A 26,136-nucleotide genomic window follows, 5' to 3' on the forward strand; every position below is an offset into this window, starting at 1 on the left:
CTCCTGAAATAGCATTATTTTTTTCCCGTAGCCCGTTTCAGGCCGATCCGCGCCGTAATGCGCAGGCGCAGCAATCGCCAGAAAATCCATAGCATCGTTGCAGCCGCAACTGACGCAGTTAATAAGTAAGTATCGTTATACGCCAGAATATTTGCTTCCAGCGTAGAGGCATTTTGTAATTGCAGGTTAGCCTGAACGCTAAGTAAATTGCTGTCGCCAATCAGGCTCTTATACATCTGGCTGTATAGCTGCAGACGTTCGTTAACCAGCGGATTCAGGGTGGTTAACTGGTCGGCGAGCAGACTGGAGTGGTATTTTTCGCGCCAGGTCTGAAATGTCCCGAGAATAGCAGAACCGAGCAGGCCTCCGATGTTCTGGCTCATCCCGAAAAGCACTGAGAAACTGACCAGATTGCGTGGTTCAGCGACCACGCCACCGATGCCGGCCAGCATGGCAGGGGCGAGAAAAAAAGCGCTGCTAAAGCCCAGTAAAAACTGACTGAAGAGTAACTGGTTGGGGCGCGTCAGGCTGGTGGAATGGCTGTCCAGCCAGGAGGCGATAATCATCAGCGCCAGCGAGGTGAGGATCGGCCACGCCAGCCGCTGCGGTTTGATCGTCAGGCAACTGGCGATGATGCCACACACTATCCCGGCAAAAATCGACCACGCCAGCGAAGTCATCTGTTCGTTTTGCAGACCGACATACTGCAGCCAGCCGATCACCCCGGTATTCTGTTCCGCCAGTACAATGCGGATCAACAGCATAATCAGCCCAAGACGTAAGATACTGCCGCTCGAGAGCCAGCGCGTATTGAGCAGCGGGTTTTGGCGATTATGTTCGAATACAATGGCAGAGACAATCAGCACCAGTGAGCCAGCCAGCGCCCAGCCGATCCACGGGGTTTCAAACCACCATTCCAGCCGTCCGAGCGAGAGCACCGCGCAGAGCAATGCCATGCCGGGGGCCAGCAGAATAAAGGTCAGAAAATCTTTCTTCTCAAACACCTTTTTACGATCGCCTGGCGGGAGTTTAAGCAATATCACACAGGCCAGCGAAATCAGCGCCAGTCCCAGCTCGAAAAAATAGAGCCCGCGCCACTCGTCCAGTTGCAGCAGGTCGCTGGAAAAAAGACGCGCCAGCGGGATCGCCAGCGAGGAGCCGGTAATGCCAATCGTCAGGGCCTTAAGACGATGACGTGCGGGCCAGGCCTGAATCTGATAATAAATCCCCAGTGAGCTTAGCGCTGCCGCCACCATCCCATGCGCGGCACGCACCATCATTGCCGAACTGAGATCGTTGACGAACAGGTGAAAAAAGGTCACCAGCACATAAAGCACCAGAAACCCTTCCGTAAACGCGCGCAGGCCATACTGCTGGCGAAATTTCACCAGCAGCAGATTGATGGACACGTTGGTCATCACATATACGGTAGGGAGCCAGGCAATCTCCGTCGACCACGCGGCAAAGGTGCCCTGCAAATTTTGCAGGTTGGCAGTGACGACCGCATTACCCAGCGCCCCGGTCAGGCAGACCAGCAGACCAACGATGCCATACGCGATCCGTTTAGGCGTACTGTGCAACGGCGTCGACGGCGAACCCAGCAGCATAGGCTTTTCATGAGGTGCCCATTCGCGCGGCGCGTAGGGATCACGTCCTGGCAGGCGCATAATGATTTTCCACCTTATATAACAGTATCTTCAGCACCCGGCGTTCGAGTGTACAACCGGTATCATTCATAATTCAAGTGAATGAAAATATAGACCAGCGGCGCGGGAAAGCGGAAAGGATTACACTGCGGCTTTAAGATAGATCCGCTGTGAAGGCGCGTGACAGATGTTACGCTCCAGGGAGTCAAATCAAGGAGTAATAAGCATGACAGGTATTTTTCCACAACTGCCCGCGGCCACCCTTCAGGCGGCGAATCTGCTGGGGCAATGGCTGGCGCAGAACGAGTCTGTCGACGGGCATGTTGATCTGGTGGTGCTGGCGGGGAACGCGGTTATTCCCAGTATTGACGCGGCCTGTGAAATTGCTGCGGCAAAATCATGCCCCTTACTGATCAGTGGCGGTATTGGCCATTCGACGACTTTTTTATATGCCGCTATCGCCCGTCACCCCCGCTATAACAAGGTGCAAACCACCGGGCGCTCAGAGGCTGACATCCTGGCGGAGATCGCCCGGCAGTTCTGGGATATTCCGACAGAACGGGTATTGATCGAGAGTACCTCCACCAACTGCGGGGAAAATGCGCACTTTACCCGTCAGATGCTTGATGTGACTGGCCTGGCGCATGCCAATACCGTGGTGGTTCAGGACCCCACGATGCAGCGTCGTACTATGGCGACATTTGCCCACGAGTTTCGCGACCGCAAAACGCCGCCGCGCCTGACGAGCCATCCCGGCATCGTGCCGCAGCTGCATAATAGCGAGAAGGGGCTGGCGCTGGTGGATAACCAAAAAGGTCTGTGGCCGGTCGAGCGTTATCTGTCACTGATCCTCGGCGAGATCCCGCGCCTGCGTGATGATGCGCAGGGGTACGGCCCTAATGGAAAAGGATTTATCAGCCACGTCAATATTCCGGCCGAGGTAGAACAGGCATGGCATACCCTCACAGAGGATGGATTACTGATTGACGCGCTGAAAACCCGCTCGCTACTGTAATGCGCTGCCCGTTGTTATATCAGCGGGCATATCCATTTCATTTCATTCGCTTTTATGCGTTGTCTCACAGAACCCGTCTCCGACAGTAGGAATTCCTGCCTGTGATTGTATTGTTTTAACAATGCGTTTACTTGTTGAGAACAATATAATCACAGGAGCAATCATGACAGCACCAGTGCAGCACGCAATGTATATCGATGGTCAGTTCGTTAGCTGGCAGGGCGATAACTGGATCGACGTCATCAATCCGGCAACCGAAGCGCTGCTATCGCGTATTCCGGATGGTAGCGCTCAGCAGGCAAAAGAGGCCATCGATGCGGCGCACCGGGCGCAGCCGGGCTGGGAGGCGTTACCGGCCATTGAACGTGCGGGCTGGCTGAAAAAAATGGCGGCGGGTATTCGTGAGCGGGCCAGTGAAATTAGCGCGCTGATCGTTGCCGAAGGTGGCAAAATCCAGCAGCTTGCCGACGTGGAAGTCGCTTTTACCGCTGACTATATCGACTATATGGCCGAGTGGGCGCGCCGCTATGAAGGGGAGATCCTGCAAAGCGATCGCCCCGGTGAAAATATCCTCATTTTTAAACGCGCACTTGGCGTCACGACCGGTATCCTGCCGTGGAACTTCCCGTTTTTCCTTATCGCCCGCAAGCTGGCGCCAGCGCTCATTACCGGCAACACCATCGTTATCAAACCCAGCGAATTTACGCCCAATAACGCTATTGCCTTTGCGGAAATCGTCCATGAGATTGGCCTGCCGAAAGGGGTCTTTAACCTGGTGCTGGGGCGCGGCGAAACGGTCGGTCAGGAGCTGGCGGGTAACCCTAAAGTGGCCATGGTCAGCATGACCGGAAGCGTAGGAGCCGGGGAAAAAATCATGGCTGCGGCTGCGAAAAACATTACCAAAGTCTGCCTGGAACTCGGCGGCAAGGCTCCGGCTATCGTCATGGATGATGCGGATCTGGATCTGGCGGTAAAAGCAATTGTCGATTCCCGGGTGATCAATACCGGGCAGGTGTGTAACTGCGCCGAGCGGGTGTATGTGCAGAAAGGGATATACGATCGCTTTGTCAACCGGCTGGGCGAGGCGCTGAACGCGGTAGAATATGGCGATCCGGGCCAGCGCAACGATATTGCAATGGGGCCGCTGATTAATGCCGCCGCGCTGGAGCGCGTGGAGCAGAAAGTCGCTCGCGCGGTGGAAGAGGGCGCGAAACTGGTTATGGGTGGTAAGGCTGTGGAAGGCAAGGGCTACTTCTATCCGCCGACGCTGTTGCTGGATGTGGATCAGAAAATGACGATTGTTCACGAAGAGACCTTTGGTCCGGTGCTGCCGGTGATCGCGTTTGATACGCTTGAAGAGGCGCTGGCGATGGCCAACGATAGCGATTATGGTCTGACATCGGCGGTGTACACCCAAAACCTTAATACGGCGATGAAAGCGATTAAGGGGCTGAAGTTTGGCGAAACTTACATCAACCGCGAGAACTTCGAAGCCATGCAGGGTTTCCACGCAGGCTGGCGCAAATCGGGTATTGGCGGAGCCGATGGTCGTCACGGGCTGGAAGAGTATCTGCAAACGCAGGTGGTGTATTTGCAATCCTGACGGGGGTTTTGTGCCGCTCAGCCCGGTGGCGCTGCGCTTACCGGGCCTACGAGATGGATGAAACGCGATCTTGTGGGAAGCTAACCGTTTTAAAATCCACCCCGTAGGCCGGGTAAGGCGAAGCCGCCACCCGGCATTAACCCGCCGGACCGCGCTCACTACAAAAATGTAGTGCCAATCCAGTCCATCATCAATTCAGGCCACACCGAGACCGGTAACCCCTGCGCATCGCGGATACCGAACCCGTGCTTACCCTGCTCAAACAAATGCATCTCCACCGGCACGCCGCGCTGGCGCAATGCGGTAAACATCTCCACGCTGTTTTCCACTTTCACAGTCGGATCGTCAACCGCGTGAAGCAAAAACGTCGGCGGCGTCTGGCTGTCGACCCGTTGTTCCAGGGAATAATGTGCGATCTGCGCGGCATCCGGTTGCGAGCCGATCAACGCCAGGCGCGATGCCGGATGGTCAATCTCCTCGCGCATGGTGATCACCGGATAAACCAGTGCCATAAACGCCGGACGGGCGGGGAGGGCGTCAATCTCATCCAGCGGCGGATAAACCTGCTCCGCAAAGCGCGTGCCGAGGCTTGCCGCCACATGTCCCCCGGCAGAAAAACCCAGCACACCCAGACGATCTGCATCCAGTTGCCATTGCGCCGCGCGAGCCCGTAGCGTGCGCATCGCACGCTGCACATCCGCCAGTGGGGCATCGGCTCCTTCAGCGTGACCGTCATCGGGCATACGGTAGGTCATCACAAACAGCGTATAGCCGCGGGCATTAAAAAACGGTGCCAGCGCGCTGCCTTCTTTATCCAGCACCGCGCGCTTGTAGGAACCGCCCGGTGTGACCAGAATGCCGATCCCGTTCGGCTCGGCAGGGGCATAAACCGTGATTTGCGGAGCGCGAACGCCGGTCACGGAACGATCAAACGCGGAACTGCCCGTATGATTCTCTTCCAGCACAAACTGGACGCGACTGGTCACCGCGCCTGGCGCCTCGCCCTGTGGCCAGACAGAGAAGGTGCCTGCTTTGCGGGTAGCTTCCGCCATCATCTGCACCAGTTCGTCGGGGGGAATGGACAACATACCGTTTCTCCTGTGAAGGGCAAAATGGGGTTATAGCACAGCGCGACGGTAAAAATGTTAAGCCCGCCAACAAAATAAGCTGTTGTTTCAAAATCAAACGCGGGTTAATACGCTTCATTAAAAGTTAATGAATGTTTGGCTAAATCCCGCTATGTTGTTCTTTTAGTATGGATATTTCGGGAAAATCTCATGGGTAATAAGTATTCCGGCGTGCAAATCGTCATTCACTGGCTGGTGTTTTTGTTAGTTGTGGTGGCGTACTGCGCGATGGAATTTCGCGGTCTGGCCCCGCGAAGCGCCCGCCTGTGGTTTAACATGGTGCACGTCTCCTGCGGCATTTCCGTGCTGGTGCTGATGCTGGCTCGCCTGCTGCTGCGTCTTAAATATAAAACGCCGGCGATTGTGCCTAAGCCCAGACCAATGATGACCGGCATGGCCCACCTCGGGCATCTGATCATTTATCTGCTCTTTATTGTGCTGCCGATCCTCGGTCTGGTAATGATGTATAACCGCGGCCACCCGTGGATGGCGTTTGGCGTGGTGATGCCGTATGCCGCAGAAGCCAATTTTGACGTGGTGGATGTGGTCAAGGACTACCATATTTTGCTGGCAAAACTGGGCTACTGGGTCATTGGCCTTCATGCACTGGCCGCACTGTTGCATCATTATTTCTGGAAAGACAACACGTTACTGCGCATGATGCCCAAAAAACGCAGCTGAAAATACGGGTACTTGCCCCGCCACGGCGGGGCTTTTTTATGGCCGCAAAATGTGATCGGCACGGGTTTTCCGGATCACACCTTTGCGGACGGTCACATTTTACTCTCTTCCTGCTGGGCAAATAATCGCCGGTCAGTGTAAAAGTATATCTATAATAGAAACACCTTGAGGTGATTATGACCATAATAAGTAAAGATCGCCCGGTTCCGGTTGAAAGAAAACTCCGCAAAGTGTTGCTCGCAACTGGCGTGGGGCATTTCGTTGAATGGTTTGATTTTGGTCTTTACGGTACGCTGGCGGCGATTATCGGCCTGCAATTTTTCCCCTCCACCGATCCGGCCGTGGCGTTGCTCTCCTCATTTGCCGTTTTTGGCGCGGGTTTTATTATGCGTCCTCTCGGCGGGTTATGGTTTGGTTCGCTGGGAGACCGGGTAGGGCGGCAGAAAGTACTGGCAACAGTGATCCTGCTGACCTCTGGCGCGACGTTTGCCATGGGGTTATTGCCCTCTTATCACGCCATTGGCATTACCGCCACGATACTGCTGGTCATTACGCGTCTGATCCAGGGCTTCGCGGCTGGCGGTGAAAGTTCCGGAGCGACCACTTATCTGGCGGAATATGCTCCCGTCGCCCGCCGCGGGTATTTCACCTGCTGGATCGATAACTTTGGTTTTATGGCCTTCGTTGCCGGATCGGGACTGGTATTCCTGCTGACGGCCTCGCTCGGTGATGACGCCATGAATGAATGGGGCTGGCGCATTCCGTTTTTGATTGCCGGTCCGTTGGGCTGGACTGGACTTTATCTGCGCCAGCATCTCGAAGATTCACCCGAATTTAAAGCGGTTGCCGCAACAGGAAAAACCGAGGCTGCGCCGCTTCGTGCTGCGGTCACCAAAGCGTGGGCCGCACTGCTGTTTTGCGTGGGTTTTGTGGTTCTTAAGGCGGTAGGACACTGGACGCTGCAAACGTTTATGCCCAGTTATCTGGCGACTGAACTGCATTTTTCCCGTCTGAACGCCTACGCTATTACCACCATCGGCTTGTTTGCGATTGCAGTTATGGTGCCGTTTATGGGCTTTCTGTCCGACCGCTTTGGTCGCAAGCCGCTAATGCTGGCAGGCTGTAGCGGATTTATTCTGTTCAGCTATCCGGCGATGATGGTGATGGCGCAGGGCGATGTGCTCTCCGCTGTTTTCGCCATGTTAATGCTGGGAGCCTTTATTGCCGCCTTCGACGGTGCCTGTAGCGCAGCCATGGCTGAGCTATTTCCCACCAGCGTGCGCTACGGCGGCCTGTCGATTGCCTATAACTTTGCGGTGGCGTTCTTTGGCGGTATCACGCCGTGGTTTTCGGTATGGTTAATCACCACTACCGGCGATAAATTCTCACCCGCCTGGTATGTGATGGGGGCGGCATTTATCACGCTTCTGACGGTACTACGGGCGAAAGAGACCGCCGGACTGCCGCTTAAACGATAATGCTCCCGACGGGCGGCGATCCGAAGCGGCAGCTGGAAAATCTCTCGTTATCAGCCACACTTATCGTACCCGGTCTCTGTTTATCCCGACTGATTTATAGAGAGGAATTATGAATAAAGTGTTTATCGCAGGCGTTCTGTTCACCCTGGCGGGTTGCTCGCACACCACCTACACGGAAGCCACGCGTTCTGATAATCAGACGGCGGCAGAGCATGCCGCTCCTGCTCCCGGCACGAAAATCACCTCGGCAGCAGGCGGATGCGTTGACTCCACCGGCGCACCGGCTTCATGCCCGACGCCGGGAATGTAGTGGTTAACGTTCGTCCACTGGCTGAATTAACTCGCTGCGCTGATTATGTACGTTACCGACAGCCCGCGTGACAGGATGCCAGATAAAGGCATCCGCTGGTGCCGTCCCCGGTGCCACGTTGTAGCGCCCGATTGGTTCGGGTTCGTAGGGGACGTTAAACGCCTCCCTGTTAACGAACACTGCAAGATAGTCTTCACGGTTTTTTGATTGCGCAAAGTGCACAAAGATAGCCATTCCCCGTCAACAGATAAAGAACGCTTACGACAGAGAACGGTAAAACTCACACAAGCGGGTTAAGATGGGTAACAAAACTGATTTTACTATTGTGTACGCCGTTTTGCCGGGTGGCGGCTTCGCCTTACCCGGCCTACGAAAAGGATTAATATCAAGGAGTTATTCGCAGTGTATAGGACTGTGCAAGCGAAGCGCCGCAGGCATCATTCCGCGGAATAACATTTGCCAAATTATTTCAGGCTCACGTTCCTCAATATTTCCTGACCAGCAACAGACTGGACCTTCCAGACTCCATCCTCTTTCACCATGCAGTCAATAACGGTGTGCTTCTGTTTTGCACCGAACGAAACGTAGACCTGCATACAGACTGGATCGTAGTCCGATGACACGATCTCAATCTGCTGCCAGTCATCGTCCCAATCCTGTGCTTTTATAAACATATCTGCGTCAGGGGTGTCTTCGATGTTAGGGTCTGCTGAGTTTGATTTTTTTAGAGCCAGAATTGTGTTTGATGTAACGTAGGGGCGAAGCCCTTCGTAGTCGCCCTCCGGATATTTATCCTTTGAAAGCTGAGACATGTACCAGTGATTGAATTTGAGTGCCGCTGCCTCAGGTCCATCAGGGGGTACACCTGCAAAAGCGGTGGGACAGATTAACAAGCCGATAATGATTAAGCTTTTCATGTCAGTAATGCCTGTAGAGTTGGAAGGCCGGAGATGCCGTGCCCCACGCTCCCCCTGGATATATGGTTTGCTGTTTGAAATCTGAATACCAGTGTCCATGTCCGTCATAAATGCATGCGTGACCCCACGGGTGTCCGGGGATAGGTTGAATAACAGCAACATCCCCCTCAAGCGGTGAACCTGACACTGCGCGGAAACCAGCAGCGTATAGATTTGTGCCCATGTCCTTTGCGTAGTGAGTATTGATTAGCCTGGCACCACCAGCGCGGATCGCTTCTGAAACAAAATGTGCGCATTTGTGCTGGCTTGAGTTTCCTGCATGCATGCGTGCGTATTCGACTGCTCTGTGTTTGTCCCATGACATAAAATTACCTTATTTATTCAACATTAATAAAGAAATGGTACGCCGAAAATTTAATGCTTTTTGTAATTAATTTTGTGTCTGTATTAACCATTATCTGGTTTTTTTATATATTATAAATAATAAATTCACGAAATGAATTTTCATGCTTTGTGGATCTATGAGAAAAATATAATTTTTTGATGTAGTAAACGGAGTGAGAATATCTGTCAGGTTTCATTGACGTCGTAGCGGTCAAACTCACTACCCTGTATCAGGTGGCTGCTCAGCTCTATCAGACACACCATTTTCAACTGCGGATATCCTGTTTCTCCATGCTGGTTTGCCGCTTTCCCGAAAGCCTCGCTATTTTCCGCCGTGTCCTGCGTTCGCCATACCACGCCATCAACGCCACAGAGCTTCAGCCCGTGCCAGTGCGGATGGTTTGCCTGCACATGCCAGTATTGCTGAGTGAGTTTAATCAGTGTTTTTACGGCATTCTCCCCCAGCATCTTACGGCGCTGAATGACGGGGCTTCTGGCGGTAAAAGGCGAGCCGGAATCGTCCGCGATATCCATCAGATTGACAATCTCAGTCAGTGGGCGGTTGTAAAAAAAAGACATACCGACAACGAGCCATGTCATTGACTCAGGAGGGAGTTTTCGTTTACGCAGCGTGACGGTATCGGAGAGGTTAAGGGCCTGACGAATAAGGTCTTCAGGGATAAGGTCGGCCAGATTTCGGGCCTGCTCAGGTGAGGTAAGATTGATGATGCCGAGGGCTTGTGAGAGTTCCATGAAAAAGGGGCCATGCAGAGACATGAACCCTTTTTACATCAACCAAATAACGCCCGGAGACGGCCGACTAAATTTTAAAAATTATGCCAATGGCCTGTGTCCTGATTCTCTAATGGCATCAGGAAGATCCTGGATATCAGCGTCTGGGCTGCGGGCGAACCTGTAAAGAAGTCCCGGGGGCATCTCATGATTCCCGGATTTATAAAAAATTTCTCGTCCGTTATCCATAGCGATCAAATCACCGCTATTGTTTACATCGCGTATTGTACGCTTCCAAGGCCCACCAATAAATAAAACCTGAGGCATAGCTACATTCTCTGTATTAACTGCGTTTTACTGCGGGACAGATTATTTGACAAAAGCGCGAGAATTTGTTGCTTTGTAGTGCTAAATTCAGGCGTCGTATTACCTATGCCATATGCATTACATCCATCTGGTCGATTTCTGCCAGACGACGCAGATCGTAATCTGCGTTAATCTCCGTTCTCAGGTCATGCTGCTCAGAGATGCTTTTTTGCGCTTTGGGTTTTGCCAGCAGCTGCGCGGCAATTCTGTTGGCGTATTTTACACCGCCTACCATCCGTATAGTCCCTTGAGTAGCGTTTAAATCGACGAGATACTCTCGACAGAATACCCCTTGTTTGTCGGTAAGCATTGTTCTCTCCATTATGGAGGTTTGTTCATGATCGTCGACAAAGTTATAAATCTCGAATAGCTCTAGGATTTCCTCGGCTTTTTTGCCAATTGATCGAGAGGTTCTCTGTGAATCGTCAAACTGTTTCATCTTCAAATATTCATTCTATTGGGTACGATCCGGTCAGCCACACTCTGGAAATTGTTTTCCTCAGCGGTGGCATTTATCAGTGTCGGGGACTTCCTGTGACGGTATATCAAGCCCTGATGACAGCAGCATTTAAAGGCTCGTATTTTTACGTATCACATTCGCAATGTTTATCCAATCGTGAGGATTGGTTAATTATTAGGCGGGGAAACCCGCCTCTTTTCAATATAGCGAATATCTATCATGCCCTTGAGTCTTGCGTCGCTCAATTGCAGGCCACTATAGGATAAGAGTGATCTTGTCCAACAGTGTCGGACAATGAGCCATGTAGTTAAAGACCACTATAGAAGAACACAACCTTTTACCTCACTTCTATAGGAAAAATTATGCCCCAAAAAATTATCTCACTGCTGATAGCCTTTGCTCCAGCGATTAACGCAATAGTAGAACTCGTTTGCAAAATCATCGCAAAGCGACTCTAAATGCGCTAAAGGCCATTTACGGGGCATGTAGAAAGTGTCCCGGTAGAATCAATACAGTCACCGTTCGCTATGGTAATTTTAGTACCGGGCGCAATCGTGACGTGTTTGACGCTGCTGCCGTCTGCCCGGGTTGCCTCTGTATAAGATGAATGTGAGCAGCTTACCAGCGCACAGAACGCGACGGCCAAGAGGATTTTTTTCATAAATCCCTCAATTCGGATAAATCGCGGCTGGTAGTTGAAAATGCGGCCCATCTTTCTACGTTCTATTAAACACATGTACGGCGGACGCCGCCCGGGCGCAACATCAGCTATATTAATAATGCCGCTAAAATTGATTGCAGTAACAGTGCCATCAACAAAAAAAACATCACCGAACGCTACGTCACCGACAAAGAAATCGCCGCAGGCAGTGTCCTGATCAGCGGCGACAATATAACACTGATTGACGAAGCAGGGCAGCAGGTCCGCACTGGTCAAGATACCGTGCAAACTATATCCGGCTGAAGTTTCTATAACCAGGCTATTCCCGTCTATCTGACAGATTATCTCCGGGGAAATTGTGCGCTCGACGTAATCGCAAGTGGGACTGGGAAAAGAGCTTATTTTCAATTCTGGAAAGCTCTTCGCAAATCTTAAAGCTAAAGGTATTTCAGGGGGCAAAAAAGCATTTGAGGCAACTTTGGGGGCATTAAAAAGTCCGCATATGTCCTCACATGTCCGCAACACGCCAATACTATCTTACTGAAAAGCAATAAATTATTTATTTTACAATAAGATAAAAAGTTTGTTACCATACCCCCCTATAGTATAATCCCGGAGTTCTCATGCCGCAGTCACCCGAAGATAAAAAACGCGCATTAACCCGCGTCCGGCGCATCCGTGGTCAGGTCGAGGCGCTGGAAAGGGCGCTGGAGTCTGGCGAACCCTGCATTGCCATCCTGCAACAGATCGCGGCCATTCGCGGTGCGGCGAATGGGCTGATGGGGGAAATGGTCGAAATTCACCTTAAAGACGAGCTGGTCAGCGGCGAGACAACACCCGATCAGCGCGCGGTGCGAATGGCAGAAGTCGGCCATTTACTCCGTTCCTATCTAAAATAAATGCTTAACATCGCAACAGGGGAAGAAAGAATATGAAATCACGTGCAGCAGTAGCTTTTGGCCCAGGCCAGCCGTTAAAAATCGTTGATATTGATGTCGCGCCGCCGAAAAAAGGTGAAGTGCTGGTCAAAATTACCCACACTGGCGTATGTCATACCGATGCTTTTACCCTCTCCGGCGACGATCCGGAGGGCGTTTTCCCGGCGGTGCTTGGTCATGAGGGCGGCGGTATTGTGGTTGAAGTCGGCGAGGGCGTCACCAGCCTGAAAGCGGGCGATCACGTGATCCCGCTGTATACCGCAGAATGCGGTGAATGTAAGTTCTGTAAATCGGGTAAAACTAACCTCTGCCAGGCGGTTCGCGCCACGCAGGGTAAAGGGCTGATGCCGGACGGTACCACCCGCTTCTCTTATAATGGCGAGCCGATTTATCACTACATGGGGACCAGTACCTTTAGCGAGTACACCGTCTGCGCTGAAATTTCGCTGGCGAAAGTGAATCCGCAGGCTCCGCTGGACAAAGTCTGTCTGCTGGGCTGTGGCGTGACCACCGGTATCGGTGCGGTGCATAACACGGCGAAAGTGAAAGAGGGCGATACCGTCGCCATTTTTGGCCTCGGCGGTATCGGTCTTGCCGCGATCCAGGGCGCGGTCCAGGCGAAGGCGGGGCGCATTCTTGCCATCGACACTAACCCGGAAAAATTCAAACTGGCAAAAGAGATGGGTGCCACCGATTGCATCAACCCGAAAGATCACGACCGGCCGATTCAGGAGGTCATCGTTGAACTCACCGACGGCGGCGTGGATTTCAGCTTTGAATGTATCGGTAACGTTAACGTCATGCGCGCCGCGCTGGAATGCTGCCACAAAGGCTGGGGCGAAAGCGTGATTATCGGCGTTGCCGGTGCCGGTCAGGAGATCAGTACCCGTCCGTTCCAGCTGGTGACGGGCCGAGTATGGCGCGGTTCGGCCTTTGGCGGAGTGAAAGGGCGTTCGCAGCTGCCCGGTATGGTGGAAGATGCAATGGCGGGTAAAATTAAACTCGACCCGTTTATTACCCATCGCTTGCCGCTGGCGCAGATCAACGACGCCTTCGATTTAATGCATGAAGGCAAATCCATCCGGACCGTTATCCATTTCGGCGATAACTGATTCATCTGCCAGCGGTTCTCGCCGCTGGCATTCCCCTTAATGTTGTGAAATGTGAGCCAGGTATCGCTTTTCACGGTAAGCAATTGCGCTTAAATGCCGATGACTATCAGACGGGCGTGTTTATACGCTTCTTTCAATGAGAGTCGATAGCCATGGACAATAAAACAGCGCTGCAACCTGCGCACAAGCTGAGTTTTCTACACCATATCCGTCTGGTTCCTCTGTTTTCGACCATTCTTGGCGGCATTCTGCTGTTATTCGCACTAAGCGCGGGACTGGCCGGCTATTTTTTAATGCAGGCCGACCACGATCAGAAAGATGTGACCGAAGAAATTCAGGTCCGTATGGGACTTTCCAATAGCGCCAACAACCTGCGTACCGCGCGTATCAATCTTATCCATGCCGGAGCCGCCAGCCGTATTGCCGAAATGGATGCAATGAAGGCGAACATTGCCGAAGCAGAAAAACGCATCAGGCAATCGCAGGATGGTTTTGCTGTTTATATGAATCGCACGGTCAAAACGCCTGCCGATGAAGCGCTGGACGGCGCTTTGAACACCAGCTTTGCCGCCTACATTAAAGGCATGCAGCCGATGCTCAAATTTGCAAAAAACGGCATGTTTGAGGCGATTATTAATCACGAAAATGAGCAGGCGCGACCGCTGGATAATGCCTATAACGACGTACTGCTAAAAGCGATTGAATTAAGAACCGAGCGGGCGAATAGCCTGCGCGAACAGGCGCACCATCGCAGCCAGCTGGGCATGGCATTCATGGCAGCCGCGTTTGCTATTGCGCTGGTATTAACGCTTCTTACCTTTATCGTGTTACGCCGCACGGTGATTTCGCCCTTACAGCGCGCCGCGCAGCGTATTGAGAAGATCGCCGCAGGCGATTTGACGCTGGCCGATGAAGTGACTGGTCGCAGCGAAATTGGTCATTTGAGCCGCGATTTACAAAAAATGCAGCATTCGCTGGCGCGCACCGTTGGCACCGTTCGCATGGGGGCGGATGAAATCTACCGTGGCACCAGCGAAATTTCAGCGGGTAATACCGACCTCTCATCACGCACTGAGGAGCAGGCTGCGGCGATTGAACAGACGGCCGCCAGCATGGAGCAGCTCACCGCTACGGTGAAGCAGAATGCGGATAATGCTCATCATGCCAGCAAACTGGCGGAAGATGCTTCCGGTAAAGCCAGCCGGGGTGGGCAAATTGTCTCGGGCGTGGTGACTACCATGGGCAATATCTCCACCAGTTCGAAGAAAATTTCCGAGATTACCGCCGTTATTAATAGCATTGCCTTCCAGACCAATATTCTTGCGCTGAACGCGGCGGTGGAAGCGGCACGCGCTGGCGAGCAGGGCCGTGGGTTTGCGGTCGTCGCCAGCGAAGTCCGGACCCTGGCCAGCCGCAGTGCGCAGGCGGCGAAAGAGATTGAAGGTTTGATTAGTGAATCCGTCACGCTGATTGAACGCGGCTCGGGTGAAGTGGTTGCCGCAGGTGGCACCATGAAAGAAATCGTTGAGGCAGTGAAACGCGTGACGGACATTATGCTCGAAATCGCCGCCGCCTCGGATGAGCAAAGCCGGGGAATAACCCAGGTTAGCCAGGCGATCAGCGAAATGGACAACGTGACGCAGCAAAATGCCTCGCTGGTGGAGGAAGCTTCCGCCTCCGCCGCCTCCCTGGAAGAGCAGGCCGCTCGCCTGACAGAAGCCGTCGGGGCCTTCCGCCTGCAAACCGGTACCAGTGAGCGCCGCACACCCGCGGTACAAACGCCGGTGTTGGCTACGCAGAGACCAGCGGTCGTGTCCGGAGATAACTGGGAGACGTTTTAACCAGGCCGGTTGTGGTCACGTAAAACGCCGGGGCTTCGGCGTTACAGACTGACAACAAACTACTATTGACGCGCCGTTTTGCCGGGCGGCGCTTCGCTTACCCGGCCTACAAAAGCATTAATATCAATAGGTTTATCATAGGTCTGTACTAACTCTACACTGCCGTGTTATACGGGGCATCGGAAAGAATATTACTCCGGCAGCGTTTTACGAATCGCACTTAGCAGCGTTTGCGCCCCGGGCGACAAATTTCCGTCAATCCGGGTTAAAATGCCGATGGGCTCTCCGGTTCCCTGCGTGGTTACAGGCAGCGCCACCAGGGTACCGACCCGCAAATCATCCTTCACCGCGCCGGACGGCACAAACCAGACGTAGTTATAATCCACCGTTAACTGACGTGAAAGCGAGGCGGAAAGCGTCTCAATACAGCCCGCGGGCATTTTGCATCCCTGACTGAGCAATAATTCTTCCGCATTCTGTCTTGGCGTGGTCCCCCGGGGAGTGACCACCACCGGCCATTCCAGCACGCGGCTAAAAGTAATATTTTCCTGAAGCAGCGGATGACCGGGACGGACTACCAGCTTCAGCGATTCAAGAAACAGCAGTTCGTAGTTCAGACCGCTCATCAGTTCGGGATCGGACATCCGTCCCACGCCCAGGTCGATTTCGCCTGACTTTAGCGCCGCCAGCAGCATCGGATTGCTCATGGTAGCAACCTGTAAGGTGATGTCTTTTTGCTGCTTATGAAACTGACCGATCACCGCCGGGAGGATGCCCAGCGCCGCCGTCGGTAGGGCACCAATACGCACAATATCGTTATTTACCCCTTCCTTGCGGTTCAGCGATTGCCCGGCGGTATTTAACGCATCCAGTACCTTCATGGCGTGGGTAAGAAATTGTTCCCCGACCAGGGTTAAATGCGCGCCGAGTCGCCCACGGTCGAAAAGCCGCACACCGGTCAATTGCTCAAGTTCATTGAGCGTTTTTGACAGTGCCGGCTGGCTGAGGTTGAGGGTTTCAGCCGCACGCCCCAGCGTCCCCTGTTGAGCGACGGCAACGAACGTATGCAGGTGGCGCAACCGAATGCGCTGATTAAAAAGGCCATTTTTTTCCATAACCGAATGTTAAAAACAGAGCGCAATAGTGACAAGTAAAGTTATCTAATTTTGATAACTTGCTAGCAAAATTTTATTAACATTTTCGTGTTAGGGTTAATCAGCGAATTAGTCTAAAAATCAGTCGATTGTCAAAGAATGCCAACGAGAGAGGTTAATTTTAAGTAAAACTCCAGGCCACCTTCCATAAGCCTGGGTCATGTAATAGGTAAATAATCAACCCGCAGAAGGAAGATCGGCAGCGATCACAAATCGCAAATTCTTCCCCCAGCTTCAGAGGCGCTTTTCTACACTCCAGAGAGTATTCACTGGAGGCAGACATCATGGCGAACACCATCACGGCTGATGAGATTCGGGAACAATTTTCGCAGGCTATGTCGGCAATGTACCAGCAGGAGGTGCCGCAGTACGGTACGTTACTGGAACTGGTGGCAGATGTGAATCTGGCGGTACTGGAAAATAATGCGGCGCTACATGAACAACTGGCGAACGCGGATGAACTGGCACGATTAAACGTGGAGCGGCACGGCGCGATCCGCGTCGGCACGGCCAGAGAACTCAGCACGCTGCGGCGGATGTTCGCCATTATGGGGATGTTTCCCGTCAGCTATTATGACCTGTCGCAGGCGGGCGTTCCCGTGCATTCCACGGCATTCCGTCCGGTGGAGGATGCTGCGCTGGCGCGTAACCCGTTTCGTATTTTCACCTCACTACTGCGACTTGAACTGATTGAAGACGCCAGACTGCGTGAGCGGGCGGCGGCAACGCTTGCACTGCGGGATATTTTTACCCCGCGTTGCCGGGCGCTGCTGGACCGATTTGACGAGCAGGGTGCCTTTACCCGGGCGGAGGGCGAGGAATTTGTACACGAAGCGCTGGAAACGTTCCGCTGGCACCGGCACGCCACCGTTGATGAAGAAACCTATCATGCGCTTAATCAGGAGCACCGACTGATTGCCGATGTGGTGTGTTTTCCCGGTTGCCATATCAACCATCTTACCCCGCGCACGCTGGATATCGATCGGGTGCAGGCGCTGATGCCGGGTTGCGGCATCGAACCTAAAACGCTGATTGAAGGCCCGCCGCGCCGCGAGGTGCCGATTTTACTCCGCCAGACCAGTTTCAAAGCGCTGGAGGAACCGGTGTTGTTTGCCGGAAGCCATCAGGGAACCCACACTGCGCGTTTTGGCGAAATTGAGCAGCGCGGGGTGGCGTTAACGCCTAAAGGGCGCGAACTTTACGATCGCCTTCTCGGTGAAGCGGGAACGGGCAAAGACAATCTGACCCATCAACAGCATTTACAGGACGTCTTTAAACGCTTTCCCGATAGCGATATTTTCCTGCGCCGGCAGGGGCTGGCCTATTACCGCTATCGGCTGACGCCGTCAGGGGAGGCGCATCGTAAAGCCATTCATCCCGGCGACGATCCACAGCCGCTGATTGAACGCGGCTGGGTCGTGGCGCAGCCTATTATTTATGAGGATTTCTTGCCGGTCAGCGCCGCCGGTATATTTCAGTCTAACCTCGGAAACGAAACCCAGGCTCGCCGTCACGGCAACGCTTCGCGTCAGGCCTTTGAGCAGGCGCTGGGGTGTCCGGTGATGGATGAGTTTACGCTTTATCAGCAGGCGGAAGATCGCAGTAAAAAGCGCTGCGGACTGCTGTGAAACACCTGTCCCCATTTAATGACAGAGAGGGGGATATTTCATACATAACTTTACCGATGATTCAGCCTGGTCTCATTGGCAGCCTGTTTTTTGCGCCTGACGCAGTTTTTCCACCGTCAACAATTGGTTTATTAACGGATTTTGTCTAAAGTGGGCGCTTTCGGGCGCGCTGCCGTCATCGGCACGGGCGGCTCCATTTGCTGACCAAAGGACGTTTTTCGAGGCATGAATCGCAGAAGATTTCTTAAAAATACAATGGCGGTCGCCGCTGTGTGCGGCACTTCCGGGATTTCGACGCTGTTCTCGCGGGCAGCCTTCGCTGAAGAGTCGGATATCGCCGATGGCCAGACCCGGCCTTTTGACTTCTCCGTCCTTCAGTCTACCGCCAGCGACATGGCAAAGCAGCCCTGGGTCGGTGCGCCGCGTCCGCTGCCCAATACCCTGGCAACGCTGACTCCGCAGGCTTATAACAGCATTCAGTATGATGCAGCGCACTCCCTGTGGAATAACGTGGAAGGCCGCAAGCTGGACGTGCAGTTTTTCCACGTCGGGATGGGCTTCCGCCGCCGGGTGCGGATGTTTTCGCTGGATTCCGCGACGCAGCGAGCGCGGGAGATCCACTTCCGCCCGGAACTGTTCCAGTATAACGATGCAGGCGTTGATACCCGTCAGTTAGTGGGCCAGACCGATTTAGGTTTTGCCGGGTTCCGCGCATTTAAAGCGCCTGAACTGGCGCGTCGCGATATCGTTTCCTTCCTCGGCGCGAGCTATTTCCGCGCGGTGGACAGCACTTACCAGTACGGCCTTTCCGCGCGCGGTCTGGCCGTCGATACCTTCACCGATACGCCGGAAGAATTTCCTGATTTCACGTCATTCTGGTTTGAAACCGTCAAGCCGGGAGCCACCACATTTACCGTTTATGCCTTGCTGGACAGCGCCAGCGTGACCGGGGCGTACAAGTTCGTGATCCACTGCGAAGACAGCCAGGTCATTATGGATGTGGAAAACCACATCTATGCGCGCAAAGACATCAAGCAGCTCGGTATCGCGCCGATGACCAGTATGTTTAGCTGCGGCAATAACGAGCGTCGGATGTGCGACACTATCCATCCGCAAATCCACGACTCTGACCGCCTGGCGATGTGGCGCGGTAACGGCGAGTGGATCTGCCGTCCGCTCAACAATCCGCAGAAGTTGCAGTTCAATGCTTTCGTGGATAACAATCCGAAGGGCTTTGGACTGTTACAGCTCGATCGTGACTTCACCCACTATCAGGATGTGATGGGCTGGTACAACAAGCGCCCGAGCCTGTGGGTTGAACCGCGCAGCAAATGGGGGAAAGGGGCCGTCAGCCTGATGGAGATCCCGACCACCGGTGAAACGCTGGATAACATTGTCTGCTTCTGGCAGCCGGAGAAAGCGATTCGTGCCGGTGATACGCTGGACTTCAAATACCGTCTTTACTGGAGCGCTCAGCCGCCGGTCCGTTCACCGCTGGCCCGCGTCATGGCGACGCGCACCGGTATGGGCTCATTCCCGGAAGGATGGGCGCCGGGGGAACATTTCCCGGAAAAATGGTCGCGCCGCTTTGCCATTGACTTCGTCGGTGGCGACCTGAAAGCCGCCGCGCCGAAAGGCATCGAGCCGGTGATCACGCTCTCCAGCGGCGAGGCGAAGCAGGTTGAAATTCTCTACGTCGAACCTTTCGACGGCTACCGTATTCTGTTTGACTGGTATCCAACCTCCGACGCCACCGATCCGGTGGACATGCGCCTGTTCCTGCGCTGCCAGGGCGATGCGATCAGCGAAACCTGGCTGTATCAGTATTTCCCTCCGGCAGCGGATAAACGTAACTACGTTGACGACCGCGTCATGCGCTAAAGCCGGGCCTGCCGGACGGCGTTATGCTGTCCGGCAGGTTGCTTCGCCGTAAATGCTATCAAGAGGTATTCGATGACTGCTTCAACTGACCTGCAACTTGACATGATCCCGGTTAACGACACCATTACCCTGCGCGCGGTGGATGACGTATTCGTCGCACCGTTGTATCAGTTAACCCAGAAAAACAGGGACTGGCTACAACAAAGCCTGAACTGGCCGCAGTTTGTCAATGACGAGGCTGACACGCGTAAAAATGTGCAGGGCAACGTGATGCTGCACCAGCGCGGCTACGCCAAAATGTATCTGGTTTTTTATCATCAGGCGCTGGTCGGCGTGCTCTCGTTTAATCTGATCGAGCCGCTCAATAAAACCGCCTATATTGGCTACTGGCTGGATGAAGCGGCGCAGGGGAAGGGGATTATGTCGCAGGCGCTTCAGGCGCTGATGCAGCACTATGTCAACCGTGGCGAGCTTCGCCGCTTCGTCATTAAATGCCGCGTCGATAATGTCAGAAGCAATCAACTGGCCTTGCGGAACGGCTTCGCGCTGGAGGGCTGTCTGAAGCAGGCCGAGTTTCTGAACGGGGCGTATGAAGATCAGAATATCTACGCCCGTATTTTTGATGGCACCTCAGAGTAAGCCTGGCAGCGGTGTGCGAGTAATATGCTGCGTGCCGTTAATGACTTTATGATCGCGCAGATGCAGCATGTCGCCGTCAGACGCTTCAATCACCGCATCATCGGTTAGCTCAATAAAATGCTCAATAATGACGTCGCCGCTAACCCTGGCGCGTCCCTGGATCACCACGTTATCGTCGATAAGCACAGGGCCGCCCCGTAGCCAGGCTTCGCCGCCGACCAGCACATGATGCTTCAGCACGCAGTTACCTTCGACTACCGCATTCTCCGCCACCCGGGAGCTGTAGCGCAGCGTCGGGATCGCATCCTCTTCCGTCCCGGCAATCAGCCGTGCATGGCCGTACACTTTGGCGCAGTCGCATACCCAGACGTTGTTTTCTTCATTGCCTTCCAGCAGTGCGAAATCAAACACTTCGGCGCGGTGCTCAATAAAGGCGTATTTAACCATGGCATCACCGTAAATCTGCGCCTGATGAACAATGTGCGATGCGGTGACGGTGGCGCGGTCGTAAATTTGCAGCAGCCGATCGCGTTCGCGCGTCAGACCGCGTACCGCAATAATTTCGCTGTGATGTAAAATCCGTGCCTCGCCGCTAATCAGGCATTCGCCGCGCACGGAAGAGCGCTGAACAGTGACGTTGTCACGTATTACTGCCCGCTGACTCACCTCTGCCGCGTCCAGCCAGGCGTTATCTTTCACCACCGCCTCATGACTGACCACACAGCACCGGGTAAGACGGGCGTTATCTTCAATGCGCGCCCCGGCAAATACCGCACTGTTAACGTCGTAGATCCAGCAGTCGCCAGACTGACTGAGCGCCGCTTCGCTGTCTATCCAGCCGCCTTCGCTGCCTGCGGCGACATCAGCAAAGTCGCGCAGCGCGATAATCTGGTACAGGGTCACGCGACGGGTTTCCCCGTCTTGCTGCCAGCTATAAACGCGCGTTTCCTCGCTCAGACGGTATTTTTGCATGTTTTTCTCCCGGTTCACCTTAGATAAAGGTAGCAGAGGTTATAGCGCTGGCTATTAAGAACGGATTTTCTTAAAATGCATAAAAAATACATCTTATAAATGTGCAGGAAGAAACATGAACGTACGTGATGAAAATTACTTCACTGAAAAATATGGTTTGACCCGAACTCATTCAGACGTCGTCGAAGCCGCCAGCCATATGTCGCCGGGGAAAACGCTGGATCTGGGCTGCGGCAACGGTCGTAACAGCCTGTGGCTGGCCGCGAACGGCTATGATGTCACTGCCTGGGATCGTAACCCGATGAGCATTAAAAATCTCGAGGCCATCCGGGCGGCGGAAGGGCTGGAAAATCTGCGTACCGGCATTCAGGATCTGAACACCCTGCGCTTTGATGGCGAATACCATTTTATTCTTTCCACCGTGGTAATGATGTTCCTCGAAGCAGAAACTATTCCAGGCCTGATAGCCAATATGCAGCGTTGCACCGTGCCCGGCGGCTATAACCTGATCGTGGCGGCGATGGATACCGATGATTACCCTTGTACCGTCGGTTTCCCTTTTGCCTTCAGGCGCGGCGAACTTCGTGATTACTATACCGGCTGGGAACTAGTGAAATATAACGAAGACGTCGGTGAACTGCACCGCACCGACGCCGAGGGTAATCGTATCAAGCTGCGTTTTGCCACTATGCTGGCGCGTAAAAGCGCTTAGCGGGCGGCCAGCAAGCAGAGTTGCAGGGCAACGTTATATGAGGCCTCGAAGGATTTCAGCGGCAAAAACTCAAACTTTGAGTGGAAGTTATGCGCGCCGGTGAAAAAGTTCGGGGTCAGCAAGCCCTTTGCAGAAAGCGCAGCCCCGTCGGTGCCGCCGCGCATCGGCGTCGGTTTTGCAGGAATGCCGAGGGTTTGCATCGCGTCAAACATCAGATCCACCGCCCGGCGGTCCTCACCAATCGCGTTACTGATATTGCTGTAAATATCGCTTATAGTGTATTCCACCTTTGCCGTCGGGTAACGCTCACCTATTTTATGCGCCACCTCGCCGATCTGCTGCTTGCGCCGTTCAAAGCTGGCGAGGTCGAAATCACGAATGCTTGCCTGTAGCACCGCATAACTTTGCACCGCCTCCATACCGTTAAACCAGACGTAACCTTCGCGCTCGGCGGTATGCTCTGGCGTCTGCTGGCGATCGAATTCGTTAATAAAATCGCAGGCCATCAGCAGCGGGTTGACCAGCACGCCCTTCGCCGACATCGGGTGCGCCGTCACGCCGGTAAAACGGATCTCAGCGGACGCGGCGTTAAAGTTCTCATACACAATCTCGCCGAGTTCGCAGCAGTCGATGGTCCAGGCGAAATCCACCGCAAAGCGTTGCAGATCCAGCGCTTTCGCTCCGCGTAGACCTACTTCTTCATCCGGTACGAACGCCACCACGATATCGCCGTGGCGGTGTTCCGCGGTCAGGTTTTCCAGCAGGGTCATCACCACCGTTACTGCCGCTTTATTATCCGCGCCCAGCACGCTGGTGCCGTCGCTGAAAATAATCTCTTCACTCGGATAGGCCAGAATTTCCGGATGCTCATTCACCCGCAGCCAGATATCTTTCTCAGCGTTCAGACAGAGATCTTCACCAGTAAAACGCAGGATCTGTGGATGAATATCCGGCGACAGCCCGACGTCAACGGTATCGATATGGGTAATAAAGCCAACGCGCGGCGCACCGGGCACATTGCCTTTTTTCACCGCCGTGACCGTGGCATGTTCATCGATAACGATATCGTCGAGTCCATACTGCGCCAGTTCGCTCGCCAGCGCCCGCGCCATCTCGTGTTGCCCCGGTGTGGTGGGAAGGGTGGTCGCCGCAGGATCGCTCTGGCTGCTGATGGCGAGATAGCGGAAGAAGCGTTGGGTTAATTGACTGGCTAGCGGCGAAGACATGGTTTTTCCTTCTTTATTTGTGTTATCAGGTGCTTGCAAGGCGTTTTTAATGTTATCTATGAGTCAGCAAACGACATGTACGTCGTCCGCCTCTGGCTCAAGAAAACAGGAAAAAGTGATGAAAAGCAAATTCTCTACCCTTGCTCTGGCGCTTGCTGCACTGACGGTAAGTTCAACCGTGGCGGCGAAAACGCTGGTGTATTGCTCGGAAGGATCGCCGGAAAACTTTAACCCGCAACTGTATACCTCCGGCACCAGCGTGGATGCCAGTGCCGTCCCGGTGTATAACCGGCTGGTGGATTTTAAAGTCGGCACCACGGAGCTGGAACCGAGCCTGGCGGAACGCTGGGAGGTCAGCGAGGATGGTAAAACCTACACCTTCCACCTGCGCAAGGGCGTGAAGTTTCAGAGCAATAAATATTTCAAGCCGACGCGGGACTTTAACGCCGATGACGTGATCTTCTCGTTTATGCGCCAGAAAGATCCCAACAATCCGTATCATAAGGTTTCCGGCGGCACCTATTCCAACTTTGAAAGCCTCGAGTTTGGCACGCTCATTACCAGTATTGATAAAGTGGACGACTACACGGTTCGCTTTAACCTCGCTCACCCGGAAGCGCCGTTTGTTGCCGATTTGGGCTGGTATTTTGCTTCCATCCTCTCCGCCGAATATGCCGACGCCATGCTGAAAGCGGGAACCCCTGAGCGGGTTGATATGCAGCCGGTCGGCACCGGGCCGTTTACGCTGACGCAGTATCAGAAGGATTCGCGCATTCTTTTCACCGCGTTCCCGGAATACTGGGGCGGCAAAGCAAAACTGGATCGGCTGGTGTTCAGCATCACCCCGGATGCCTCGGTGCGCTTCGCTAAACTGGAGAAAAACGAGTGTCAGGTGATGCCGTTCCCCAATCCAGCCGATCTCCCGCGGATGAAAGCCAACAAAGACCTGAACCTGATGAGTAAAGCGGGGCTGAACACCGGTTTCCTCGCCTTTAACACCCAGAAAGCGCCGCTCGATAACGTCAAGGTACGGCAGGCGCTGGCGCTGGCCATCAACAAGCCAGCGATCATTGAAGCGGTATTCCACGGCACCGGCACGGCGGCTAAAAATCTGCTGCCGCCGGGGGTATGGAGCGCCGACAGCGAACTGAAAGATTACGATTACGATCCGGAAAAAGCGAAAGCGCTGCTGAAAGAGGCGGGTTTAGCGAACGGCACCACCATTGATTTGTGGGCTATGCCGGTGCAGCGTCCGTATAACCCGAACGCCAAACGCATGGCGGAGATGATTCAGGCCGACTGGGCGAAAGTGGGTGTGCAGGCCAAAATCGTGACCTACGAATGGGGCGAATACCTGAAGCGCGTGAAGGGCGGGGAGCACCAGGCGGCGTTAATGGGCTGGACCACCGCCACCGGCGATCCGGACAATTTCTTCGGCCCGCTGTTTACCTGCACCTCAGCGGACGGCGGCTCCAACTCGGCGAAGTGGTGCTACAAGCCGTTTGACAAGCTGATTGCCGATGCAAAAGTCATCACCGACCAGGATAAACGCACCGCGCTGTACAAACAGGCGCAGCAGATGATGCACGATCAGATGCCCGCGGTGATGATTGCCCACTCGACAATTTTCGAGCCGGTGCGCAAAGAGGTGACGGGCTATGAAATCGATCCGTTCGGTAAACACATTTTTTATCAGGTAGATATGAAGTAACACCTGCGCCAGGTTCGCCCGAGCCTGGCGCGGAGCCTGAAAATGGTCGGTTTCACGCCGCCTGATGCGCCTGAGATTTAGCGTCTGGTTAGTGGGTGAACCGGCCCATATCCAGCCGTTTCTCGTCTGAACACGTGTGCTGGTTTATTTTCGCCAACCCCTTTTTTGTCACAACATCCGCTTGCCTTTTTGCTATAACTTAACATGTTGAATAATCAATTCAGGGACCTATTCATGCGTACTCAAGCTTTTTTCAAAGTCGCCGCCCTTTGCGGTATGCTGGCGTTGGCGGGTTGTGCATCTAAAGTGACGCAGCCTGAGAAGTATTCCGGCTTTTTGAAAGACTACTCTGGCCTGCAGGAAACCACATCGGCAACCGGGAAACCGATTTTGCGCTGGGTTGCACCGGATTTTAATGCGGCGAACTATGACAGCATTGATTACCGTCCGGTCACGTATTATCCCATTCCAAAACCGACGACGCAGGTGGGTAAAGATGTCCTGGATGGGCTTCTGACCTACACCAACACCAAATTAAAAGCGGCGGCGGCGGAACACAAACCTCTGGTCGTTACACCCGGACCGCGTACGCTCATTTTCCGTGGGGCCATTACCGGTGTGAACGCCAGTAAAGAAGGGCTACAGTTCTATGAAGTGATCCCGGTCGCGCTGGTGGTTGCGGGAACGCAAATGGCAACGGGACATCGTACCATGGATACGCATCTCTATTTTGAAGGCGAGTTAATTGACGCTGCCACTAACAAGCCGGTAGTAAAAGTGGTCAGGATGGGCGAGGGGCAAAGTCTGAGCAATGAAAATACGCCAATGACCGCCGATACGCTAAAACAGGTTGTCGACGATATGGCGACCGACGCCACCATGTTTGACGTAACAAAATAAAGAGAAAAACCCGGCTACATCCTGCCGGGTTTTTTTGCAGCC

Annotated in this window: 24 protein-coding genes and 2 pseudogenes; 15 read left to right on the forward strand and 11 right to left on the reverse strand. The window is 53.8% G+C overall.

The genetic code is table 11. The features are described 5' to 3' along the window. Window positions 1-14: 14 nt before the first annotated feature. Window positions 15-1,661 carry an MFS transporter gene (locus tag P0H77_RS10640; protein ID WP_276165104.1) on the reverse strand — a complete coding sequence of 549 codons (1,647 nt, stop codon included), beginning with the start codon at window positions 1,659-1,661 and terminating at the stop codon, window positions 15-17. Window positions 1,662-1,872: 211 nt separating this feature from the next. On the opposite strand from P0H77_RS10640, the gene P0H77_RS10645 reads away from it, so the two are divergent. Together P0H77_RS10645 and aldA are read left to right on the forward strand one after the other, a co-directional pair. Then, window positions 1,873-2,661 carry a YdcF family protein gene (locus P0H77_RS10645; RefSeq protein WP_276164853.1) on the forward strand — a complete coding sequence of 263 codons (789 nt, stop codon included), beginning with the start codon at window positions 1,873-1,875 and terminating at the stop codon, window positions 2,659-2,661. Window positions 2,662-2,824: 163 nt separating this feature from the next. Continuing rightward, window positions 2,825-4,264 carry an aldehyde dehydrogenase gene (gene aldA / locus P0H77_RS10650; protein WP_276164854.1) on the forward strand — a complete coding sequence of 480 codons (1,440 nt, stop codon included), beginning with the start codon at window positions 2,825-2,827 and terminating at the stop codon, window positions 4,262-4,264. A gap of 158 nt (window positions 4,265-4,422) precedes the next feature. Here aldA and P0H77_RS10655 read toward each other — a convergent pair whose 3' ends face one another. Then, entirely contained in the window at window positions 4,423-5,352 is a 930-nt protein-coding gene (locus P0H77_RS10655; RefSeq protein WP_276164855.1) for an alpha/beta hydrolase, read from the reverse strand. A 189-nt stretch (window positions 5,353-5,541) separates the two neighbouring features. Here P0H77_RS10655 and cybB point away from each other — a divergent pair, with 189 nt between their 5' ends. From cybB to P0H77_RS10670, 3 genes are all read left to right on the forward strand, one after another. Next, on the forward strand, window positions 5,542-6,072 hold the full coding sequence (cybB, locus tag P0H77_RS10660; RefSeq protein ID WP_276164856.1) for a cytochrome b561: 531 nt from the start codon (window positions 5,542-5,544) through the stop codon (window positions 6,070-6,072). A gap of 176 nt (window positions 6,073-6,248) precedes the next feature. Next, window positions 6,249-7,550, forward strand: a complete 1,302-nt coding sequence (locus P0H77_RS10665; RefSeq protein ID WP_276164857.1) for an MFS transporter — start codon at window positions 6,249-6,251, stop codon at window positions 7,548-7,550. Between the two features lie 109 nt (window positions 7,551-7,659). Further along, entirely contained in the window at window positions 7,660-7,860 is a 201-nt protein-coding gene (locus P0H77_RS10670; protein ID WP_276164858.1) for a hypothetical protein, read from the forward strand. A 102-nt stretch (window positions 7,861-7,962) separates the two neighbouring features. On the opposite strand, the pseudogene P0H77_RS10675 reads toward P0H77_RS10670, so the two are convergent. The 5 genes and pseudogenes from P0H77_RS10675 to P0H77_RS10695 form a co-directional block, all read right to left on the reverse strand. Further along, window positions 7,963-8,088, reverse strand: a pseudogene (locus tag P0H77_RS10675) (hypothetical protein); the annotation flags it as partial. 236 nt (window positions 8,089-8,324) lie between these two features. Further along, window positions 8,325-8,777: a DUF3828 domain-containing protein gene (locus P0H77_RS10680; protein WP_276164859.1), complete on the reverse strand. Its 453-nt coding sequence runs from the start codon at window positions 8,775-8,777 to the stop codon at window positions 8,325-8,327. A 1-nt stretch (window position 8,778) separates the two neighbouring features. Beyond that, window positions 8,779-9,141, reverse strand: coding sequence for a CHAP domain-containing protein (locus tag P0H77_RS10685; protein WP_276164860.1), 363 nt, complete (start codon window positions 9,139-9,141; stop codon window positions 8,779-8,781). Between the two features lie 212 nt (window positions 9,142-9,353). Beyond that, window positions 9,354-9,914 (reverse strand): annotated as a pseudogene (locus P0H77_RS10690) (transposase domain-containing protein); the annotation flags it as partial. A 409-nt stretch (window positions 9,915-10,323) separates the two neighbouring features. Further along, the gene (locus P0H77_RS10695) at window positions 10,324-10,698 is read right to left on the reverse strand and encodes a terminase small subunit (protein WP_276164861.1); all 375 of its coding nucleotides are present in this window, start codon (window positions 10,696-10,698) and stop codon (window positions 10,324-10,326) included. On the opposite strand from P0H77_RS10695, the gene P0H77_RS10700 reads away from it, so the two are divergent. Continuing rightward, complete coding sequence (locus P0H77_RS10700) at window positions 10,677-10,985, forward strand: KTSC domain-containing protein (protein WP_276164862.1); 309 nt, start codon at window positions 10,677-10,679, stop codon at window positions 10,983-10,985. The two genes, P0H77_RS10695 and P0H77_RS10700, sit on opposite strands and share 22 nt — an antisense overlap. A 197-nt stretch (window positions 10,986-11,182) precedes the next feature. On the opposite strand, the gene P0H77_RS10705 is transcribed toward P0H77_RS10700, so the two are convergent. Next, window positions 11,183-11,668, reverse strand: coding sequence for a hypothetical protein (locus P0H77_RS10705; protein ID WP_276164863.1), 486 nt, complete (start codon window positions 11,666-11,668; stop codon window positions 11,183-11,185). Window positions 11,669-12,003: 335 nt separating this feature from the next. Between P0H77_RS10705 and P0H77_RS10710 the strand changes: the two genes are divergently transcribed. The 3 genes from P0H77_RS10710 (at window position 12,004) to P0H77_RS10720 (ending at window position 15,271) form a co-directional block, all read left to right on the forward strand. Then, window positions 12,004-12,279: a metal/formaldehyde-sensitive transcriptional repressor gene (locus P0H77_RS10710; RefSeq protein ID WP_276164864.1), complete on the forward strand. Its 276-nt coding sequence runs from the start codon at window positions 12,004-12,006 to the stop codon at window positions 12,277-12,279. A gap of 32 nt (window positions 12,280-12,311) precedes the next feature. Continuing rightward, entirely contained in the window at window positions 12,312-13,430 is a 1,119-nt protein-coding gene (locus P0H77_RS10715) for an S-(hydroxymethyl)glutathione dehydrogenase/class III alcohol dehydrogenase (RefSeq protein WP_276164865.1), read from the forward strand. Window positions 13,431-13,582: 152 nt separating this feature from the next. After that, the gene (locus tag P0H77_RS10720) at window positions 13,583-15,271 is read left to right on the forward strand and encodes a methyl-accepting chemotaxis protein (protein WP_276164866.1); all 1,689 of its coding nucleotides are present in this window, start codon (window positions 13,583-13,585) and stop codon (window positions 15,269-15,271) included. A 191-nt stretch (window positions 15,272-15,462) separates the two neighbouring features. Here the strand turns inward: P0H77_RS10720 and P0H77_RS10725 are convergent, their stop codons facing one another. Further along, complete coding sequence (locus P0H77_RS10725) at window positions 15,463-16,386, reverse strand: LysR substrate-binding domain-containing protein (protein WP_276164867.1); 924 nt, start codon at window positions 16,384-16,386, stop codon at window positions 15,463-15,465. Between the two features lie 323 nt (window positions 16,387-16,709). Here P0H77_RS10725 and P0H77_RS10730 point away from each other — a divergent pair, with 323 nt between their 5' ends. The 3 genes from P0H77_RS10730 to rimL all read left to right on the forward strand — a co-directional run bounded on the left by P0H77_RS10730 (window position 16,710) and on the right by rimL (window position 20,573). Further along, entirely contained in the window at window positions 16,710-18,053 is a 1,344-nt protein-coding gene (locus tag P0H77_RS10730) for a VOC family protein (RefSeq protein WP_276164868.1), read from the forward strand. Window positions 18,054-18,278: 225 nt separating this feature from the next. Further along, window positions 18,279-19,934, forward strand: coding sequence for a glucan biosynthesis protein (locus P0H77_RS10735; RefSeq protein WP_276164869.1), 1,656 nt, complete (start codon window positions 18,279-18,281; stop codon window positions 19,932-19,934). Between the two features lie 72 nt (window positions 19,935-20,006). Next, window positions 20,007-20,573 carry a 50S ribosomal protein L7/L12-serine acetyltransferase gene (rimL, locus tag P0H77_RS10740; RefSeq protein WP_276164870.1) on the forward strand — a complete coding sequence of 189 codons (567 nt, stop codon included), beginning with the start codon at window positions 20,007-20,009 and terminating at the stop codon, window positions 20,571-20,573. Here rimL and ydcK read toward each other — a convergent pair. Further along, window positions 20,565-21,545, reverse strand: a complete 981-nt coding sequence (ydcK, locus tag P0H77_RS10745; RefSeq protein WP_276164871.1) for a YdcK family protein — start codon at window positions 21,543-21,545, stop codon at window positions 20,565-20,567. The two genes, rimL and ydcK, sit on opposite strands and share 9 nt — an antisense overlap. 115 nt (window positions 21,546-21,660) lie before the next feature. Here ydcK and tehB point away from each other — a divergent pair, with 115 nt between their 5' ends. Next, window positions 21,661-22,257, forward strand: coding sequence for a tellurite resistance methyltransferase TehB (gene tehB / locus P0H77_RS10750; RefSeq protein WP_276164872.1), 597 nt, complete (start codon window positions 21,661-21,663; stop codon window positions 22,255-22,257). On the opposite strand, the gene pepT is transcribed toward tehB, so the two are convergent. Further along, on the reverse strand, window positions 22,254-23,483 hold the full coding sequence (gene pepT, locus P0H77_RS10755; protein WP_276164873.1) for a peptidase T: 1,230 nt from the start codon (window positions 23,481-23,483) through the stop codon (window positions 22,254-22,256). The two genes, tehB and pepT, sit on opposite strands and share 4 nt — an antisense overlap. Window positions 23,484-23,601: 118 nt before the next feature. On the opposite strand from pepT, the gene P0H77_RS10760 reads away from it, so the two are divergent. Then, window positions 23,602-25,194 (forward strand): ABC transporter substrate-binding protein, encoded by a 1,593-nt coding sequence (locus tag P0H77_RS10760; RefSeq protein WP_276164874.1) that lies wholly within the window; start codon window positions 23,602-23,604, stop codon window positions 25,192-25,194. A gap of 234 nt (window positions 25,195-25,428) precedes the next feature. Next, entirely contained in the window at window positions 25,429-26,094 is a 666-nt protein-coding gene (locus P0H77_RS10765) for a DUF3313 domain-containing protein (RefSeq protein WP_276164875.1), read from the forward strand. Window positions 26,095-26,136: the final 42 nt, after the last annotated feature.

The organism is Superficieibacter sp. HKU1 (assembly GCF_029319185.1).
Taxonomy (GTDB): Bacteria; Pseudomonadota; Gammaproteobacteria; order Enterobacterales; family Enterobacteriaceae; genus Superficieibacter.

Excerpts from the sequence above, each read along its gene's own strand:
- P0H77_RS10665 (WP_276164857.1), top strand. The coding sequence starts at position 6,249 with ATGACCATAATAAGTAAAGATCGCCCGGTTCCGGTTGAAAGAAAACTC.
- P0H77_RS10720 (WP_276164866.1), top strand. The coding sequence starts at position 13,583 with ATGGACAATAAAACAGCGCTGCAACCTGCGCACAAGCTGAGTTTTCTA.
- tehB (WP_276164872.1), top strand. The coding sequence starts at position 21,661 with ATGAACGTACGTGATGAAAATTACTTCACTGAAAAATATGGTTTGACC.
- cybB (WP_276164856.1), top strand. The coding sequence starts at position 5,542 with ATGGGTAATAAGTATTCCGGCGTGCAAATCGTCATTCACTGGCTGGTG.
- P0H77_RS10695 (WP_276164861.1), bottom strand. The coding sequence starts at position 10,698 with ATGAAACAGTTTGACGATTCACAGAGAACCTCTCGATCAATTGGCAAA.
- ydcK (WP_276164871.1), bottom strand. The coding sequence starts at position 21,545 with ATGCAAAAATACCGTCTGAGCGAGGAAACGCGCGTTTATAGCTGGCAG.
- aldA (WP_276164854.1), top strand. The coding sequence starts at position 2,825 with ATGACAGCACCAGTGCAGCACGCAATGTATATCGATGGTCAGTTCGTT.
- P0H77_RS10730 (WP_276164868.1), top strand. The coding sequence starts at position 16,710 with ATGGCGAACACCATCACGGCTGATGAGATTCGGGAACAATTTTCGCAG.
- P0H77_RS10725 (WP_276164867.1), bottom strand. The coding sequence starts at position 16,386 with ATGGAAAAAAATGGCCTTTTTAATCAGCGCATTCGGTTGCGCCACCTG.
- P0H77_RS10715 (WP_276164865.1), top strand. The coding sequence starts at position 12,312 with ATGAAATCACGTGCAGCAGTAGCTTTTGGCCCAGGCCAGCCGTTAAAA.
- P0H77_RS10760 (WP_276164874.1), top strand. The coding sequence starts at position 23,602 with ATGAAAAGCAAATTCTCTACCCTTGCTCTGGCGCTTGCTGCACTGACG.
- rimL (WP_276164870.1), top strand. The coding sequence starts at position 20,007 with ATGACTGCTTCAACTGACCTGCAACTTGACATGATCCCGGTTAACGAC.
- P0H77_RS10685 (WP_276164860.1), bottom strand. The coding sequence starts at position 9,141 with ATGTCATGGGACAAACACAGAGCAGTCGAATACGCACGCATGCATGCA.
- P0H77_RS10645 (WP_276164853.1), top strand. The coding sequence starts at position 1,873 with ATGACAGGTATTTTTCCACAACTGCCCGCGGCCACCCTTCAGGCGGCG.
- P0H77_RS10710 (WP_276164864.1), top strand. The coding sequence starts at position 12,004 with ATGCCGCAGTCACCCGAAGATAAAAAACGCGCATTAACCCGCGTCCGG.
- pepT (WP_276164873.1), bottom strand. The coding sequence starts at position 23,483 with ATGTCTTCGCCGCTAGCCAGTCAATTAACCCAACGCTTCTTCCGCTAT.
- P0H77_RS10680 (WP_276164859.1), bottom strand. The coding sequence starts at position 8,777 with ATGAAAAGCTTAATCATTATCGGCTTGTTAATCTGTCCCACCGCTTTT.
- P0H77_RS10735 (WP_276164869.1), top strand. The coding sequence starts at position 18,279 with ATGAATCGCAGAAGATTTCTTAAAAATACAATGGCGGTCGCCGCTGTG.
- P0H77_RS10765 (WP_276164875.1), top strand. The coding sequence starts at position 25,429 with ATGCGTACTCAAGCTTTTTTCAAAGTCGCCGCCCTTTGCGGTATGCTG.
- P0H77_RS10655 (WP_276164855.1), bottom strand. The coding sequence starts at position 5,352 with ATGTTGTCCATTCCCCCCGACGAACTGGTGCAGATGATGGCGGAAGCT.
- P0H77_RS10670 (WP_276164858.1), top strand. The coding sequence starts at position 7,660 with ATGAATAAAGTGTTTATCGCAGGCGTTCTGTTCACCCTGGCGGGTTGC.